Origin of the sequence: Neorhizobium fuzhouense (assembly GCF_042611105.1) — a bacterium.
GTDB classification, from domain to species: domain Bacteria; phylum Pseudomonadota; class Alphaproteobacteria; order Rhizobiales; family Rhizobiaceae; genus Neorhizobium; species Neorhizobium galegae_A.
In genome coordinates, this window is sequence record NZ_JBHFFP010000005.1 from 294,657 (window position 1) to 310,530 (window position 15,874).

Sequence of the window (15,874 nt, forward strand, 5' to 3'; positions counted from 1 at the left end):
GATCACCCGCCCTCTTTGCGGGATGCCTCAATCTGTGAGGCGCTGTTCGGCAAGCTTCACCCAGTAGGAAATGCCATAGCCGAGCGCCTCGTCGTTGAAGTCATAAGCCGGGTTGTGCAGGGCGGCCGTCGGACCATTGCCGATCATGATATAGGCCCCGGGACGGGCCTGCAGCATGAAGGCAAAGTCCTCGCCCGCCATGCTGGGATCGACCTCGGTATTGACGTTCGGCGCCCCGACGATATCGATTGCGGCGCGCGCCGCATGCACGGTTTCCTCGGGATGATTGACGGTGACCGGGCAGGCGCGCTCGTAATCCACTTCGGCGACCGCCCCATTGGCCAGCGCAATGCCCTCGGCGATCTGGCGAATGCGCTGTTCCGCCATATCACGCACGGCCTCGTCGAGGCTGCGCACGGTGCCCGTCAGAAGCGCCTCTTCCGGAATGATGTTGTGGGTGGTGCCGGCGTGAAACTGCGTGATGGAAACGACCACCGAGCGCAGCGGATTGGCATTGCGTGCGGCAATCATCTGCAGGCCGCCGACGATCTGCGCGCCGATGACGATCGGATCGGCCGTCCGGTGCGGCTCTGCCGCATGGCCGCCACGACCCTTGATGGTGATCGAGAATTTGTCTGGTGCGGCCATGATGCCGCCCTTGCGGATGGCAAACGTGCCAAGCGGCATGCCCGGCATGTTGTGCATGCCATAGACTTCGGCAATGTTGAAACGCTCCATCATGCCATCTTCGACCATGGCCAGCGCACCGCGCCCGCCTTCCTCCGCCGGCTGGAAGATCACGGCCACAGCGCCGTTGAAGTTGCGTGTCTCGGAGAGATATTTGGCCGCCCCGAGCAGCATGGCGGTGTGGCCATCATGGCCGCAGGCATGCATCTTGCCTTCATGTCTGGAGGCCCAGGGCTTGCCGGTAATCTCTGAAAGCGGCAGGGCATCCATGTCGGCGCGAAGGCCGATCACGCGGGTGCTTTCGCCGCGTCCGCGGATGATGCCCACCACACCGGTGCGGCCGATCCCGGTCACGATCTCGTCAACGCCGAACTCCCGAAGCCGGGCTTCCACGAAGGCTGCGGTTTCCTCAACATCATACAGCAGGCCCGGATTCTCATGGATATGGCGCCGCCACGCACTGGCTTCCTCATGCATTTCGGCGGCTCTGTTCAAGATCGGCATTGCAGCTTCCTGTCGCGTCTCTGGGCTTCGGCATCGGTGCGGGCGAATACCCGTGCGGCGATATTGCGCTGCGGAATTGACGGAATCAATGATCTTTGCCATTGCTTTGCCGCAGAGGCGATATAACCGCCGCAGCTTCCCCGCGATCACCACGAGGCCGCGCCTTGCTTTCCAGCCTGAACCGTTCCCCTGCCGTTTCAAGGTCATGCGCCGCGCTTGCGGCTGCCGTGCTTGCGCTCGGTGCCTTTTCGACACCCGCTTCGGCCAACCCGAAAATGGTGGTGGATGTGCGCAGCGGCCAGGTGTTTGCCCATCAGGAAGCCTTCCGCAAATGGTATCCGGCCTCGCTGACCAAGTTGATGACGGTTTATGTGACCTTCAAGGCGCTGAAGGAAGGGCGGCTGTCGCTCGAAACGCCGGTGGTCATGAGCCGCAAGGCCGTCGACCAGCCGGCCAGCAAGATGTACCTGAAGCCTGGCGCCACGATGTCTCTCGACAGCGCGCTGAAGATCCTGATGGTCAAATCGGCCAATGACGTGGCTGTTGGCGTTGCCGAAACCGTGGGTGGCTCGACGGACCAGTTCGTTGCCATGATGAATGCGGAAGCGGCGCGGCTTGGCATGTCGTCCTCGCATTTCATCAATCCGCATGGACTGCCGGGCAAGGGGCAATTTACCACAGCCCGCGACCTTGCTGTTCTGGCCGTGCAGCTTCGCCGGCAGTTTCCGGAATATGCCAGCTATTTTGCGCTGGAAGGCATCACGACGGGCGCCAAGGATTATCCCAATTACAACATGCTGATCGGCCGTTTCGAAGGAGCGGACGGCATGAAGACCGGCTTCATCTGCGCCTCCGGCTTCAACCAGGTCTCGTCGGCCACGCGCAACGGTCGCACGCTGGTCTCTGTCGTGCTCGGTTCTGACAGCCTTGCCGGACGGTCCGACGAATCCGCCGATCTCCTGCAGGCGGCGTTTACCGGCGCGCAGACGCCCGCGGGCACACTTTCGAGCCTTGCGCCTTACGGGCCGGATCGGGACGCGGTTGTGGATGTGAGCGCCGAAATCTGCAATCCGAAGGCCGCCAAGGTGCGCAGCGAAGGTCGCGATGAGGCCGGCCGCATGGTGCTGCATTCGCCCTATATCAAGGAAATGACGCGGCCGCCGGCGTTCAGCCTTGCCGATATCATCAATCCGGCAGCGCCCGTTGAAGCTGCGGCGACAAAGGCCGGCACTGGCCAGGCCGCTGCAGGCCAGATCCTCAACGTGCCACTGCCCATTCCGCGCCCGACCTTCTGATCGGCAGGCCTTTTCGGCCCGCGTCGACCGGGGCGTTACCACCACGAATCACGAGGACGAAGAGATGCCCTCTCCAGCCGAACGCATTCCCGTCTCCATCCTGACCGGATTTTTGGGAGCGGGCAAATCGACACTGCTCAACCGGATCCTGAAGGATCCGGAAGCCCGCGATACGGCCGTCATCATCAATGAATTCGGCGAGGTCGGCATCGACAATTTCCTGGTCGAAACCTCTGGCGATACGCTGCTGGAACTCTCCAACGGCTGCCTCTGCTGCACCGTGCGCGGTGAACTGGTCGAAACGCTCGCCTCGCTGGTCGATCAGATCCAGACAGGCCGCCTGAAGCCGATCCGCCGGGTGGTGATCGAGACGACCGGCCTTGCCGACCCGGCTCCGGTCATGCAGGCAGTCATGGGCAATCCCGTCATTGCCCAGAGTTTTGCGCTGGAGGGCGTGGTGACGGTGGTGGATGCGGTCCACGGCCTTGCGACACTGACGCGCCACCCGGAAGCGCTGAAGCAGGTGGCGGTGGCAGACCGGCTTGTGCTGACGAAGCAGACGCTTGCCGCGAAGGAGGAGGTGCCGCTTCTGCTGCAACGTCTCCACGCGCTCAATCCGCGCGCGAAACGGGTGGATGGCGACAGCCCTGAAGCCGGCGCGGCGTCGCTTCTCCTCAACGGGCTCTACGACCCGGACACGAAGATCGCCGATGTCGGACGCTGGCTGAGCGAGGAGCAGGCGCTGGAGAACGACGCGCACCATCATCACGACGATCATCACCACCATGATCACGATCACCACCATGGCGACCACCACCATCACGCCCATAATCACCATCATGCCCCTCATGATGTCACCCGCCATGGCGCCGATATCCGCTCCTTCTCGCTTGTTCATGACCGGCCGATCGACCCGATGGCGCTCGACATGTTCATCGACCTCCTGCGGTCGGCGCATGGAGAAAAACTGCTGCGCATGAAGGCCATCGTGAACCTTTCCGACAATCCGGAGCGGCCACTGGTGCTGCATGGCGTGCAGAGCATCTTTCACCCGCCGGAACGGCTGGCGCGCTGGCCGGAAGGCAGTGATCGGCGCAGCCGCATGGTGTTGATCACGCAAGGTCTGGCGGAAGGCTTCGTGAAAGATCTTTTTGCCGCTTTTACCGGCGAGCCGCGCATCGACCGGCCGGATCGCGCAGCACTCGAGGACAATCCGCTCGCGGTTCCGGGATTCCGCTTCTGAGGTCTTCTTTACGCGCCGCCAGGGGCCGTCGGCGCGCTGTCGGCCGCATCCACATCCTTGCGGATGAAAAAGCGATGTCCGTCTGCGGTCTTTTCCTGGGAAAGAAGTGTATGGCCATCCTCCCGGCAGAAGTGGGGGATATCGAGCCCTGCGAGCGGATCGGTGGTGTCGACGACGAGCACTGTTCCGACGGGAAGCCGGCCGAGTTTCCGCCGGGTCTTCAAAACAGGCAGGGGGCATTTAAGCCCCCTGAGATCGTAGACCTGGTGATCATAGACCTGGTCGGGCATTTGATGCCCTACCACAATTTCCAGAATGGCTTCTTCTTCTCGTCCGTCGAAGGATCCTGGACCGTCTGGACCGAGGCATAGGCCAAGGGGTTCGGCGCCGGAACGGGAATGGCGCCGGCCGTGGCGGGCGGGATGAACGCCGTATGCTGCGCGCCGGCATTTCCGGCATTCATCGCTGTCGTCACAGACATGCTGCTGCGGCCACCCGGCATCACCGCCGCCGTCTGCGAACCGGTCGCGGCAAGGCGATCCTGCTTTGGCGCAGCGCCGGATGCCGCTGAAGTGGCATTTGCCGAGGCAAGCATGGTGCCCGCCGGCTTGGCCGCCTTGTTGAGGCGCTGCGCCATCAGCGCTTCGAATTCGTCCTGCTTCAACAGCTTGCCGGCCTGCAGCGAGGAGCCGGTCGGCGCATAGGCAATGTCGCGGCCCTTGCGCTTGTCGGCAACGATCGCCTTGCGCTCGGCCTCGGTCGGCTCATACCACACCTTGCCGTCCAGCTTGTCGATGGCCTTGGTATAGGCAAGCTTGTAGTCCTTGTCATAGGTGGCAAGAGAGGCCGCAAGCGCCGGCGGCGTCGTCATCGGCGGGCAGGCGGCGGCCGCTGAGGGCGTGCCGGAAATCTGCTGGTTGAAGACATACTTCTTCTCGCAGACATTGACCTCGGGCGGACGCTTGGTCACCTCGAAATTGTCGTAGCCGACCTTCAGCATGTTCCAGAATTCGATGTTCTCGCTGTTGCGGTGGCGCGCCATGTTTTCCGCCGTCATGCGGAACGGCAGCGCCTGCAACTGCACGGTAGACTGGCCGCCCTTGAAGGCGTCGCGCGCAAAGGCGTAGATCTCCAGGATCTGCTCGTCCGTCATCGAATAGCAGCCGGACGAAGAGCAGGCACCATGGATCATCAGGTTCGAACCGGTCCGGCCATTGGCGGCATCGTAGCGGTTGGGAAAGCCGGTATTGATGGCGAGGTAATATTTGGAGTTGGGATTGAGATGCGCCGGCGTCAGGCTGTAGAAGCCTTCCGGCGCCTGTCGATCGCCTTCCTTCACCTTCGGGCCCAGCTTGCCGGACCAGGCGCAGATGTCGTATTCCGCGATCTTGTCGAAGCGGTTGTCCGCCTTCGCCTTCCAGATCTCCATCTTGCCTTCTTCCTTGAAGACGCGAATCATGATCGGCGAATTGCGCGGCATGTCCTTCTTCTGCATTTCCGCAACAATGCGGTCGGGAAGCGGCTGCTCGACCTTGTTCTTGACCTTGGAGAGGTCAACGGCGGTGTCGAGCGTATCGTTGCAGCCCGCAAGAGCGGTGGCCATCAGAAGGATATAGGCGATGTTTTTCAAGCGCATCGGGACAATCACGTTCAACGATCAACGGACAGGCTGATCCGGTGGGTATCAGTCTAATCGTAAATAAAGCGGTAAGCTTTACATTCTCTTAAGTGCAGGCATGCCTGCACGAAATCGTGAAGACTGGCGCAGTTTGCGCCACTCCAAGTGACAGTTGATCAGAGATTGCGGCCGATTTCCAGAAATTTCTGCCGGCGGGCCTTGCGCACGTCGTCCGGCGACAGCTGTCCCAGTTCCTGCAGCGTGCTTTCAATCAGTGCGCCGGTGGCATCGATGACCGTTTCCGGTTCGCGATGCGCGCCGCCAAGCGGTTCGGGAATGATGCCGTCAATGACGCCGAGACCCTTCAGGTCTTCGGCCGTGATCTTCATGTTGGTGGCGGCTTCGCGGGCGCGGGTCGAATCGCGCCACAGGATGGACGCAGCCCCTTCCGGCGAAATGACCGAATAGATGGCATGCTCGAGCATGAACACCTTGTTGCCGGTCGCAATGGCAATCGCACCGCCGGAGCCGCCTTCACCGATGACGATCGAAATCATCGGCACCCGCAGGCCAAGGCAGGCCTCGGTGGAACGGGCAATGGCTTCCGCCTGGCCGCGCTCTTCGGCTCCCACGCCCGGATAGGCGCCGGCCGTATCAACCAGCGAGATGACCGGCAGGCCGAAACGATCGGCCATTTCCATGACGCGGATGGCCTTGCGATAGCCTTCCGGACGCGGGCTGCCGAAATTGTGCTTGATGCGCGACTTGGTGTCGTTACCCTTTTCCTGGCCGATGATGGCAACAGGCTGGCCGCGGAAACGGGCAAGCCCGGCCTGGATGGCGGCATCCTCGCCAAACGAGCGATCGCCGGCAAGCGGCGTGAAATCGGTAAACAGGCGCTTCTGATAGTCGATGAAGTGCGGGCGCTGCGGATGGCGGGCCACCTGCGTCTTCTGCCAGGCGTTGAGCTTGGAATAGATCTCCAGCATCGCCTCGCGCACGCGCACTTCCAGACGCTGGATCTCGTCGGAGGTATCGATGCTCTCATCTTCCGTCGCGAGTTTCTTCAACTCGTGGATCTTGCCCTCCAGGTCGGAGATTGGCTTTTCGAAGTCGAGATAGGTCTGCATGAGCTCCGTTTTCCGATCGTTTTGGCGGTGTCACCGCCCTCCCGCACGCGCTCTATTCGGGGTTTTTGCTGCTTTTTGCAAGGGGGTGATGCATTTCCACCACGTCCCTCAGCCTTTCCTCCAGCACATGCGTATAGATTTGTGTTGTGGAAATGTCCGAGTGACCCAGCAGTTCCTGCACCACGCGCAGATCCGCTCCGTTCTGCAGGAGGTGGCTGGCAAAGGCATGGCGCAGCACATGCGGCGAGATGGCCGAGGTCCGGATGCCGGCGCGGGCGGCAAGCTCCTTAAGGTCGCGGGCAAAGACCTGCCGCGGCAGAAATCCCTGCTTGCCGCTGGAGGGAAAAAGCCAGGGGCTGTCGGCGTGTCTTTCGTCTTCGCCGGCCCGCGTCCGGGTGTCCCGGTAGAGCGCAAGCGCTGAAATGGCCGATCGCGACAAGGGAACAAGCCGCTCCTTGTTGCCCTTGCCCCGGATCATCAGAAAGCGGCCTTCGTGATCCAGCACCTTGGCGGGCAGCGAAACCAGTTCGCTCACCCGCATGCCCGTCGCATAGAGAAGTTCAAGCAGCGCCAGCATCCGCACCCGCCCGACGGCGCCGGGATCGGGGTTTTCCGCCTCTGCGGTCGCCTGTGCCAGCAGCCGGCTGACATCCGCTTCGCTCAGCGTCTTCGGCAGGGCGCGGGATTTTTTCGGTGCGTCCAGAATGGATGTCGGGTCGTCGCCGCGCAGGTCTTCGGCATAGAGGAACTTATAGAACTGCCGCATGGCCGACAGCCGGCGTGCCTGCGAGGAGGCGGCAAAGCCCTGCTTTGTCAGATGGGCGAGATAATCGGTGAGGTCGGTCGTCGTTGCGGCAAGCAGGCTTGTCTTGCGGGTCGACAGGAAGCCGTCGAGATCGTCGAGATCACGCTGGTAGGAGGCAAGCGTATTGTCTGCCGCGCCCCGCTCGGCGCTCATCATTTCCAGAAAGGCTTCCGCATGGGCGCGGGAGAGATCGGCCATCGGGCCCTGTCCTCTTAGGGTTGCGGCGGGTTGAGGCGCTCGGAGGGAACGCGCACCGTGACGTCGCGCTCGCGCGGTTCCACCAGATAGACCAGTGCCACCAGGCTCCCGTAGATCAGGCCGCAGAGGACGGCGATGATGAACAGGAAACGAAAGAGAGTTGGCATTGGCTGCTCCGCATCAATTCGGGCCATCTTATGAGGAAAGCCGAAGGCAAGCGCAAGAACCCAGGGCCGGCCGGCATGTTTCAAGCCGCTGCGGCTTGACGCTGCGGCGCCATTTGTCGATACGGTTTGCATGCAGGGAGCGCCAGAGGACAGTGTTGACACCGCGATGCCCGATCTTGTGACACAGCAGACAGTGGCGAGCACGCTTGCCGAACGGGCGCGCGCTGCCCTGGGTGGCCGCAATCTGATTTTCGTCGGCCTGATGGGAGCCGGCAAATCGGCCGTCGGTCGCGTCGTCGCCCAGCAGCTTGCCTTGCCCTTCATTGATACGGATGCCGAGATCGAGCGTGTGTCGCGCATGACCATTCCTGAACTCTTTGCCAACTACGGCGAGCAGGAATTTCGTGCTCTTGAGACACGCGTGATGGAGCGCCTTGTGCGGGGCGGACCGCGGGTGATTTCCACTGGCGGTGGCGCCTTTATCAACGAGCGCACGCGCGCCGCCATTCGCGCTGGCGGCCTGTCTTTGTGGTTGCGCGCCGAGCTGGACATCCTCTGGGAGCGCGTCAACAAGCGTGACAACCGACCGCTTCTGAAAACCGAGAACCCGAAGCAGACGCTGGAAAACCTGATGCACCAGCGTTACCCGATCTATGCGGGAGCCGACCTCACCGTCGAATCGCGCGACGTGCGCAAGGAGGCCATGGCACAGGAAGTGCTGGCCGCCATCGCCGCACTTTCCAAGGAAGGCAGAGAGAATGACTGAGCAAGCACCCCGCCGCGACGAACGCCTGGTGCATGTGCCGCTGGGCGATCGGGCATACGACATTCTCATCGGACCCGACCTGATTGCCCATGCCGGTGGCGAAATCACCGCGCGCCTGAAGGGCCGCCGCGCCGCCATCGTCACCGATGAGCATGTCGCCCCGCTCTATCTCGAGCCGTTGATGGACAGCCTGCAGACCGATGGCATCGAGGCCGTGTCGCTCACCCTGCCCGCCGGTGAAAAGACCAAGAGCCTCGAGCCGCTGGCCGCTGTCTGCGATATGGCGCTTGCCGCCCGCATCGAGCGCAACGATTGCATCATTGCGCTCGGCGGTGGCGTGATCGGCGATCTCGCCGGCTTTGCCGCCGGCATCGTGCGCCGCGGCGTGCGCTTCGTGCAGATCCCGACGACGCTGTTGTCGCAGGTCGATTCCTCCGTCGGCGGCAAGACCGGCATCAACAGCCGCCACGGCAAGAACCTGCTCGGCGTCTTCCATCAGCCGGATCTGGTCCTTTCCGATACCTCCGCCCTCGATAGTTTGAGCGAGCGTGAATTCCGCGCCGGTTATGCCGAAGTTGCCAAATACGGGCTGATCGACAAGCCGGAGTTTTTCGACTGGCTGGAAAAGAACTGGATGGACGTCTTTGCCGGCGGCCCCGCCCGCGCCGAGGCAATTGCGCTGAGCTGCCAGGCGAAAGCCGATGTGGTGGTGGAAGACGAGCGCGAAACGGGCCGCCGGGCGCTCCTCAATCTCGGCCACACCTTTGGCCACGCGCTGGAAGCGGCCACGCAGTATGACAGCAGCCGGCTTGTTCATGGTGAGGGTGTTGCAATCGGCATGGTGCTGGCGCATCGTTTCTCCGCGCGCATGAACCTCGCGAGCCCGGACGACGCCAGGCGCGTCGAGGCGCATCTGAAGGCGGTAGGGCTTCCGACGGAAATGTCCGATATCCCGGGCGAGCTGCCGCCGAGCGACGTTCTGATGAACGCCATTGCCCAGGACAAGAAGGTGAAAAGCGGCAAGCTCACTTTCATCCTGACGCGCGGCATCGGCCAGTCCTTCGTCGCTGATGACGTGCCGGCCTCCGAGGTTCTGGCTTTCCTCGAAGAAACACGGCAGGGGTGATGCAGGAGATTTTGACCTTTCTCTCCGATTACTGGCTTACACTGGCCTCCGTGCTTTTGCTGATCTTGCTGTCGGCCTTTTTCTCCGGGTCGGAGACGGCGCTGACGGCGGCCTCGCGGGCGCGCATGCACACGCTGCATGCCAATGGCGATGAGCGGGCTGGCCTTGTCGGACGGTTGATCGAGCGACGTGACCGGTTGATCGGCGCGCTTCTGATCGGCAACAATCTCGTCAATATTCTGGCCTCGTCCTTGACCACCAGCCTGTTTCTCGGCCTGTTCGGCCAGACGGGCGTCGCCTTCGCCACGATCGTCATGACGGTCCTGCTGGTCGTCTTTTCCGAAGTGCTGCCGAAAAGCTGGGCGATTTCAGCACCTGACCGGTTCGCCATGGTGGTGGCGCCGGTGGTGCGCGTCTATGTCGGCATTGCCGGGCCGCTTTCGAGCGGCGTCAATGCCGTGGTGCGTTTCATCCTGTCGATCTTCGGCATCAACCTGTCGGAAGGCACGTCGATGCTGTCGGCGCATGAGGAGCTGCGCGGCGCGCTTGATCTCCTCCATCGCGAAGGCTCCTTCATCAAGGCCGACCGCGACCGGCTGGGCGGGCTGCTGGACCTGGAAGAACTGGAAGTCTCCGATGTGATGAAGCACCGCACGGTGATGCGGGCCATCAATGCTGACGATGCGCCGGACGTGGTGGTGCGCGCAGTGCTGGAAAGTCCCTTCACCCGCATGCCGCTGTGGCGCAACACCACCGAAAACATCATCGGCATCGTGCATGCCAAGGATCTTTTGCGGGCGCTGGCCGAACCGGATATGGAGCCGCGCGATCTGGATATCGTGAAAATCGCGCAGAAACCCTGGTTCGTGCCGGACACGACGAGCCTCAAGGACCAGCTGAACGCCTTCCTGCGGCGCAAGATGCATTTTGCTGTCGTCGTCGATGAGTATGGCGAGGTCCAGGGCATCGTGACGCTGGAGGATATTCTGGAAGAAATCGTCGGGGACATTGCCGACGAGCATGATCTGGAAATCCAGGGTGTGCGCCAGGAAGCCGATGGCTCGATCGTGGTCGATGGTGCCGTGCCCATCCGTGACCTGAACCGTGCTCTCGACTGGACGCTGCCGGATGAGGAGGCAACCACCATTGCCGGCCTCGTCATCCACGAATCAAAGCTGATCCCGCAGGAGCGCCAGGCGTTTACCTTCTATGGCAAGCGCTTCATCGTGATGAAGCGCGAAAAGAACCGCATCACCAAGCTGCGCATTCGCCCGGCAGAAGACATGCCGCTGCCGGGCTGATCACCAGCGGGTCGGCTCGCCGGGGGCTGCGGCCTCGACGGCGAGCGCATGCAGGCCCGCATCCAGTTCCGCCTTCAGAAGATCGTTCACCATCCGGTGGCGCTGCAGCCGGGTCAGACCGGAAAAACGCTCCGACACGACACGAACCCGCATGTGGCTCTCGCCGGTGCCGGTCATGTCCGGCTGGTGGCCGGCATGATGATGGCTCTCGTCGATCACATCCAGCCGTTCAGGCGTGAGATGGTGCAAGAGTGTGGCTTCGATACGGGAACGAACGGACATTTTCAGGGTTCCTGGGGCTGTCGCGGAGGGCGTCCCAGAAACCAGTAACAAACCGCTTTGTCAATTCTTGTCCTGCCCCGTCCGGCACCCCATAATGGGCTTACATGAAATTGGATTCCAAATATTTTGACCGTATCCGGACGCGCCGGAAAAGGGAGCAGGACGCCGTTCCTGAGGCCCCGACGTGCCAGTGGGACGGTTGTGACAAGCCGGGTGCCCATCGCGCCCCCGTGGGTCGCAATGCCGAGGGCCAGTTCTTCCTGTTCTGCTTTGAGCATGTGAAGGAATACAACAAGGGCTACAACTACTTCTCCGGCCTCTCCGACAGCGAGATCGCCCGCTACCAGAAGGAGGCGATCACCGGGCATCGTCCCACCTGGACAGTCGGCGTCAACAAGTCGGCCAAGGATGCGCCGTTGCAGCAGACCATGCGATCCGGCTCGGCGGCCAGCTTCAACCGGGTGAAGGATCCCTTCGGTTTCGTGCGGGAAGGGCGCGCCAGTGCCCAGGCCCAGCCGGCCGTGCGCAAACTAAAGACGCTGGAAGCCAAGGCTTTCGATACAATGGGCTTGACCGCAGGCGCCACGGCGGCTGAAATCAAGAGCCGCTACAAGGAACTGGTGAAGAAACATCACCCGGATGCCAATGGCGGCGATCGTGGCTCGGAGGAACGTTTTCGCGCCGTGATACAGGCCTACCAATTGTTAAAGCAGGCAGGTTTCTGCTAAGTCGTTGCCATTCATGGCAGCAAGAATTGCGGCCGGACCGGCAAGGTGCGGCATGGAGTGGTGATGAGCAAAATCGATCTTGATATTTCCAACCTGCCCGACACGACGGTTTCCGTTCGGGATGTCTTTGGCATTGATTCGGACCTGCGCGTTCCGGCCTACAGCAACAGCGACCCCTACGTTCCCGAACTGGACCCGGATTATCTGTTCGACCGGGACACGACGCTTGCGATCCTTGCGGGCTTTGCCCACAACCGCCGCGTGATGGTGTCCGGTTTTCACGGCACGGGCAAATCGACGCATATCGAGCAGGTCGCCGCCCGCCTCAACTGGCCCTGCGTGCGCATCAACCTCGACAGCCATGTCAGCCGTATCGACCTCGTCGGCAAGGACGCCATCGTCCTCAAGGAAGGCAAGCAGGTCACCGAATTCAAGGATGGCATCCTGCCCTGGGCCTACCAGCACAATGTCGCGCTCGTTTTTGACGAATACGATGCCGGTCGCCCGGACGTGATGTTCGTCATCCAGCGCGTGCTGGAATCCTCTGGCCGCCTGACGCTTCTCGACCAGAGCCGCGTCATCCGTCCTCACCCGGCCTTCCGCCTGTTTGCAACGGCAAACACGGTCGGTCTCGGCGATACAACCGGCCTCTATCACGGCACGCAGCAGATCAACCAGGCGCAGATGGACCGCTGGTCGATCGTCACAACGCTGAACTACCTGCCGCACCAGAAGGAAGTCGATATCGTTGCCGCCAAGGTCAAGAGCTTCGGCAAGACGGCCGAAGGTCGCGATACGGTGTCGAAGATGGTGCGCGTGGCCGACATGACGCGCTCGGCCTTCGTCAACGGCGACCTGTCGACCGTGATGAGCCCGCGTACCGTCATCACCTGGGCGGAAAATGCGGAAATCTTCGGCGATGTCGCCTTCGCCTTCCGTATCACCTTCCTCAACAAGTGCGACGAGCTGGAACGCACGCTGGTGGCCGAACACTATCAGCGCGCCTTCGGCGTCGAGCTGAAGGAAAGCGCCGTGAACATGGTTCTCGGCGCCTGAGGCAGGACGGCAGACGGACAGGATAAGCGATATGGCAGGCCGCGGCGATAATTCCACAGCAAAGGCTGGCACACCGGTGGATACCGAGCCGTTGCGCCGGGCCATTACCGGATGCGTGCGCTCGATTGCCGGCAGCGCCGAGGTGGAGGTCTCCTTCGCCAACGAGCGGCCGGGCATGGCGGGCGAACGCATCCGTCTGCCGGAAATCTCCAAGCGTCCGACCGCCTATGAGCTGGCAGTGACCCGCGGGCTCGGCGATTCCATGGCGCTTCGCTTGGCCTGCCATGACAGCAACATCCATGCAACGATGGCGCCGCAGGGCAGCGATGCCCGCGCCGTCTTCGATGCGGTGGAGCAGGCGCGGGTGGAATCGCTCGGCTCCATCCGCATGGCCGGCGTTGCCAGCAATATTGCCACCATGAACACGGAAAAATACGCCAAGGCGAACTTCTCCGGTGTCGAGCGGCAGGAAGATGCGCCGATCGGCGAAGCCATGGCGATGCTGGTACGCGAAAAGCTGACCGGCGAAAAGCCGCCGGCCAGCGCCGGCAAGGTGCTCGATCTCTGGCGCCCCTTCTTCGATGAAAAGGTGGCCGGTGATCTCGACAGCCTGAAGACCGTGATCGAAGACCAGCAGGCCTTCGGCAAGCTCGTGCGTCACATGCTCTCCTCCATGCAGATGGCGGAAGACTACGGCGATGACGAAAGCCAGCCGGAGGAGATGGAAAACGAGAACGAGGAAGAGCAGCCGCGCAGCAACGAGACCGAAAACGACGAGGTTGACGAGGAGGCCGGTTCCGACGCGGCTCCTGCCGAAGAGAGCCAGGCCGCCGAAGAGCAGCTTGATGATGGCGAGATGGACGGCGCCGAAATGTCCGACGACGAGATGTCGGACGAAGACGATGACCAGTCCGAGACGCCTGGCGAAACGCGCCGGCCCAACATGCCTTTCGACGATTTCAACGAGAAGGTGGATTACCACATCTTCACGCAGGAATTCGACGAGGAGATTCTGGCCGAGGAATTGTGCGACGAGGCCGAACTCGACCGGCTGCGCGCCTTTCTCGACAAGCAGCTGGCGCATCTGCAGGGGGCCGTCGGGCGGCTTGCAAACCGCCTGCAGCGCCGCCTGATGGCGCAGCAGAACCGCTCCTGGGATTTCGATCTGGAAGAGGGCTATCTCGATCCGGCCCGCCTTGTGCGCCTTGTCATCGATCCGATGCAGCCGCTTTCGTTCAAGCGCGAGCGCGACACGCAGTTCCGCGATACGGTCGTGTCGCTGGTCATCGATAATTCCGGTTCGATGCGCGGCCGGCCGATCACGGTTGCCGCCACCTGCGCCGATATTTTGGCCCGCACGCTTGAGCGCTGCGGCGTGAAGGTGGAAATCCTTGGCTTCACCACCAAGGCGTGGAAGGGCGGCCAGAGCCGCGAGCAGTGGCTGGCCGGTGGCAAGCCGCCGACGCCCGGCCGCCTCAACGACCTGCGCCATATCGTCTACAAGTCGGCCGATGCGCCTTGGCGCCGCTCGCGCCGCAACCTTGGTCTGATGATGCGCGAAGGCCTGCTCAAGGAAAACATCGATGGCGAGGCGCTGATGTGGGCGCATAACCGCCTGATCGCCCGCCCTGAGCAGCGCAAGATCATGATGATGATTTCCGACGGCGCGCCGGTCGACGATTCGACGCTGTCGGTCAATCCGGGCAACTACCTGGAGCGCCACCTGCGCGCCGTGATCGACCAGATCGAGAACCGCTCGCCCGTCGAGCTTCTGGCGATCGGCATCGGCCATGACGTGACGCGCTATTATCGCCGCGCAGTCACCATCGTGGATGCGGATGAACTGGCCGGTGCGATGACGGAACAGCTGGCTTCGCTGTTTGACGAGAAGGCCGCCGGCGGTCTGGGAGCCCGCGCGCGGCGCGCAAGCTAGCGCGTCCGCAAATGCTGCGTCGCGCGGTCCGTGCCCTCTGCCTTTGCACGGCGCTCGGGGTTTATCTTGCGCCGGAATCCGGGGCCGCTCCGAGCATTATCTCGGAGAGCCTGCCTGCACCGGTGGTCGCAAAAACCATTACAAGCTTCAAAGCGGGTTCGGACCAGACACGGTTCGGCGCCTTCGAGTTTGTGGGCGGCCTGCAACTCACCTCCAGCGAGCCGCTGTTCGGCGCTTGGTCCAGCTTTCGCGTGCGCGCTGATGGCGTGCATTTCGTTGGCGTTGCGGACACCGGCCACTGGCTGACAGGACGGCTCGAGCGGGATGCCGAGGGGCGCCTGTCGGGGCTTGCCGAGGTGAGGATCACCCCCATGCGCGATGCGCGCGGCGAAGAACCGCGAGTCAAAGGCGATATCGATGCCGAGGGGCTTGCCCTGCGACGGGGCCAGGCCATCGTCAGTTTCGAGCGCCGCCACCGGGTGGATATCTATCCCGATCCGGGCTTCGAGCACGCAAGGCCGGAGCGCAGCCTTGATATCCTGATCCCGAAGCGGGAATTGCGCAGCAATGGCAGCCTCGAAACCGTACTGGTCGCGCCGTCCGAAAGCGCCCTGAAAGGGGCCGTCCTCACCATTGCCGAACAGAGCGTGGATGCAGACGGCAACCTTTATGCCGCCATTCTGGAAGGGCCGCTAAAGGGCCAGTTCAAGGTGGTGCGCAACGATCCCTTCGACGTGACGGATGGCGCCTTCCTGCCCAATGGCGATCTCTTGCTGCTGGAGCGCCGCTTCAGTATCCTCGGCGGGGTCGGCATGCGCATTCGCAGGATCGCCGGCAAGAGCCTGAAGCCCGGCGCGCTGGTTGATGGGCCTGTCCTCATCGAGGCGGACATGGGCTTTGAGATCGACAATATGGAAGGCATTGACGTGGTCGCTGGCCCCGATGGTCATGCCCATGTCATCCTTGTATCGGATGACAATCACTCGATCCTCCAGCGCAACCTGATGCTGGAGTTCAGGCTGATCGAGTAACAGA

At 62.4% G+C, this 15,874-nt stretch carries 16 protein-coding genes; 9 read left to right on the forward strand and 7 right to left on the reverse strand.

The genetic code is table 11. From position 1 onward, the window contains the following. Window positions 1-27: 27 nt before the first annotated feature. Window positions 28-1,191, reverse strand: coding sequence for a M20 aminoacylase family protein (locus ACEXP3_RS11740; protein ID WP_377297418.1), 1,164 nt, complete (start codon window positions 1,189-1,191; stop codon window positions 28-30). Window positions 1,192-1,355: 164 nt separating this feature from the next. Between ACEXP3_RS11740 and ACEXP3_RS11745 the strand changes: the two genes are divergently transcribed. Further along, on the forward strand, window positions 1,356-2,486 hold the full coding sequence (locus tag ACEXP3_RS11745; RefSeq protein ID WP_377297419.1) for a D-alanyl-D-alanine carboxypeptidase family protein: 1,131 nt from the start codon (window positions 1,356-1,358) through the stop codon (window positions 2,484-2,486). A gap of 64 nt (window positions 2,487-2,550) precedes the next feature. After that, on the forward strand, window positions 2,551-3,729 hold the full coding sequence (locus ACEXP3_RS11750; RefSeq protein WP_377297420.1) for a CobW family GTP-binding protein: 1,179 nt from the start codon (window positions 2,551-2,553) through the stop codon (window positions 3,727-3,729). A gap of 8 nt (window positions 3,730-3,737) precedes the next feature. On the opposite strand, the gene ACEXP3_RS11755 is transcribed toward ACEXP3_RS11750, so the two are convergent. From ACEXP3_RS11755 to ACEXP3_RS11775, 5 genes are all read right to left on the reverse strand, one after another. Continuing rightward, window positions 3,738-4,019: a sulfurtransferase TusA family protein gene (locus ACEXP3_RS11755; RefSeq protein WP_377297421.1), complete on the reverse strand. Its 282-nt coding sequence runs from the start codon at window positions 4,017-4,019 to the stop codon at window positions 3,738-3,740. Between the two features lie 8 nt (window positions 4,020-4,027). After that, window positions 4,028-5,365 carry a L,D-transpeptidase family protein gene (locus ACEXP3_RS11760; protein WP_377297423.1) on the reverse strand — a complete coding sequence of 446 codons (1,338 nt, stop codon included), beginning with the start codon at window positions 5,363-5,365 and terminating at the stop codon, window positions 4,028-4,030. Window positions 5,366-5,523: 158 nt separating this feature from the next. Then, window positions 5,524-6,477, reverse strand: coding sequence for an acetyl-CoA carboxylase carboxyltransferase subunit alpha (locus ACEXP3_RS11765; protein WP_210105785.1), 954 nt, complete (start codon window positions 6,475-6,477; stop codon window positions 5,524-5,526). A gap of 52 nt (window positions 6,478-6,529) precedes the next feature. Next, window positions 6,530-7,480, reverse strand: a complete 951-nt coding sequence (gene xerD / locus ACEXP3_RS11770; RefSeq protein WP_377297424.1) for a site-specific tyrosine recombinase XerD — start codon at window positions 7,478-7,480, stop codon at window positions 6,530-6,532. Between the two features lie 14 nt (window positions 7,481-7,494). Continuing rightward, entirely contained in the window at window positions 7,495-7,647 is a 153-nt protein-coding gene (locus ACEXP3_RS11775; RefSeq protein ID WP_210105783.1) for a hypothetical protein, read from the reverse strand. A 166-nt stretch (window positions 7,648-7,813) separates the two neighbouring features. On the opposite strand from ACEXP3_RS11775, the gene ACEXP3_RS11780 reads away from it, so the two are divergent. From ACEXP3_RS11780 to ACEXP3_RS11790, 3 genes are read left to right on the forward strand one after another with little or no spacing between them, the layout of a single operon-like run. Then, window positions 7,814-8,413, forward strand: a complete 600-nt coding sequence (locus ACEXP3_RS11780) for a shikimate kinase (protein WP_377297425.1) — start codon at window positions 7,814-7,816, stop codon at window positions 8,411-8,413. Continuing rightward, window positions 8,406-9,539, forward strand: coding sequence for a 3-dehydroquinate synthase (aroB, locus tag ACEXP3_RS11785; protein ID WP_377297426.1), 1,134 nt, complete (start codon window positions 8,406-8,408; stop codon window positions 9,537-9,539). Before ACEXP3_RS11780 ends, aroB begins: the two co-directional genes overlap by 8 nt. Further along, a complete protein-coding gene (locus ACEXP3_RS11790; protein ID WP_377297427.1) occupies window positions 9,539-10,840 on the forward strand; it encodes an HlyC/CorC family transporter in 1,302 nt (433 codons plus the stop codon). The genes aroB and ACEXP3_RS11790 overlap by 1 nt, the downstream gene beginning before the upstream one ends. Here the strand turns inward: ACEXP3_RS11790 and ACEXP3_RS11795 are convergent, their stop codons facing one another. Further along, on the reverse strand, window positions 10,841-11,122 hold the full coding sequence (locus ACEXP3_RS11795; protein WP_377297428.1) for a BolA family protein: 282 nt from the start codon (window positions 11,120-11,122) through the stop codon (window positions 10,841-10,843). 104 nt (window positions 11,123-11,226) lie between these two features. On the opposite strand from ACEXP3_RS11795, the gene ACEXP3_RS11800 reads away from it, so the two are divergent. The 4 genes from ACEXP3_RS11800 (at window position 11,227) to ACEXP3_RS11815 (ending at window position 15,870) form a co-directional block, all read left to right on the forward strand. Then, entirely contained in the window at window positions 11,227-11,850 is a 624-nt protein-coding gene (locus tag ACEXP3_RS11800) for a J domain-containing protein (RefSeq protein ID WP_210105778.1), read from the forward strand. 63 nt (window positions 11,851-11,913) lie between these two features. Beyond that, the gene (gene cobS / locus ACEXP3_RS11805; protein ID WP_210105777.1) at window positions 11,914-12,906 is read left to right on the forward strand and encodes a cobaltochelatase subunit CobS; all 993 of its coding nucleotides are present in this window, start codon (window positions 11,914-11,916) and stop codon (window positions 12,904-12,906) included. A 31-nt stretch (window positions 12,907-12,937) separates the two neighbouring features. Continuing rightward, on the forward strand, window positions 12,938-14,839 hold the full coding sequence (gene cobT, locus ACEXP3_RS11810; RefSeq protein WP_377297429.1) for a cobaltochelatase subunit CobT: 1,902 nt from the start codon (window positions 12,938-12,940) through the stop codon (window positions 14,837-14,839). Window positions 14,840-14,850: 11 nt separating this feature from the next. Then, a complete protein-coding gene (locus ACEXP3_RS11815; RefSeq protein WP_377297430.1) occupies window positions 14,851-15,870 on the forward strand; it encodes an esterase-like activity of phytase family protein in 1,020 nt (339 codons plus the stop codon). Window positions 15,871-15,874: the final 4 nt, after the last annotated feature.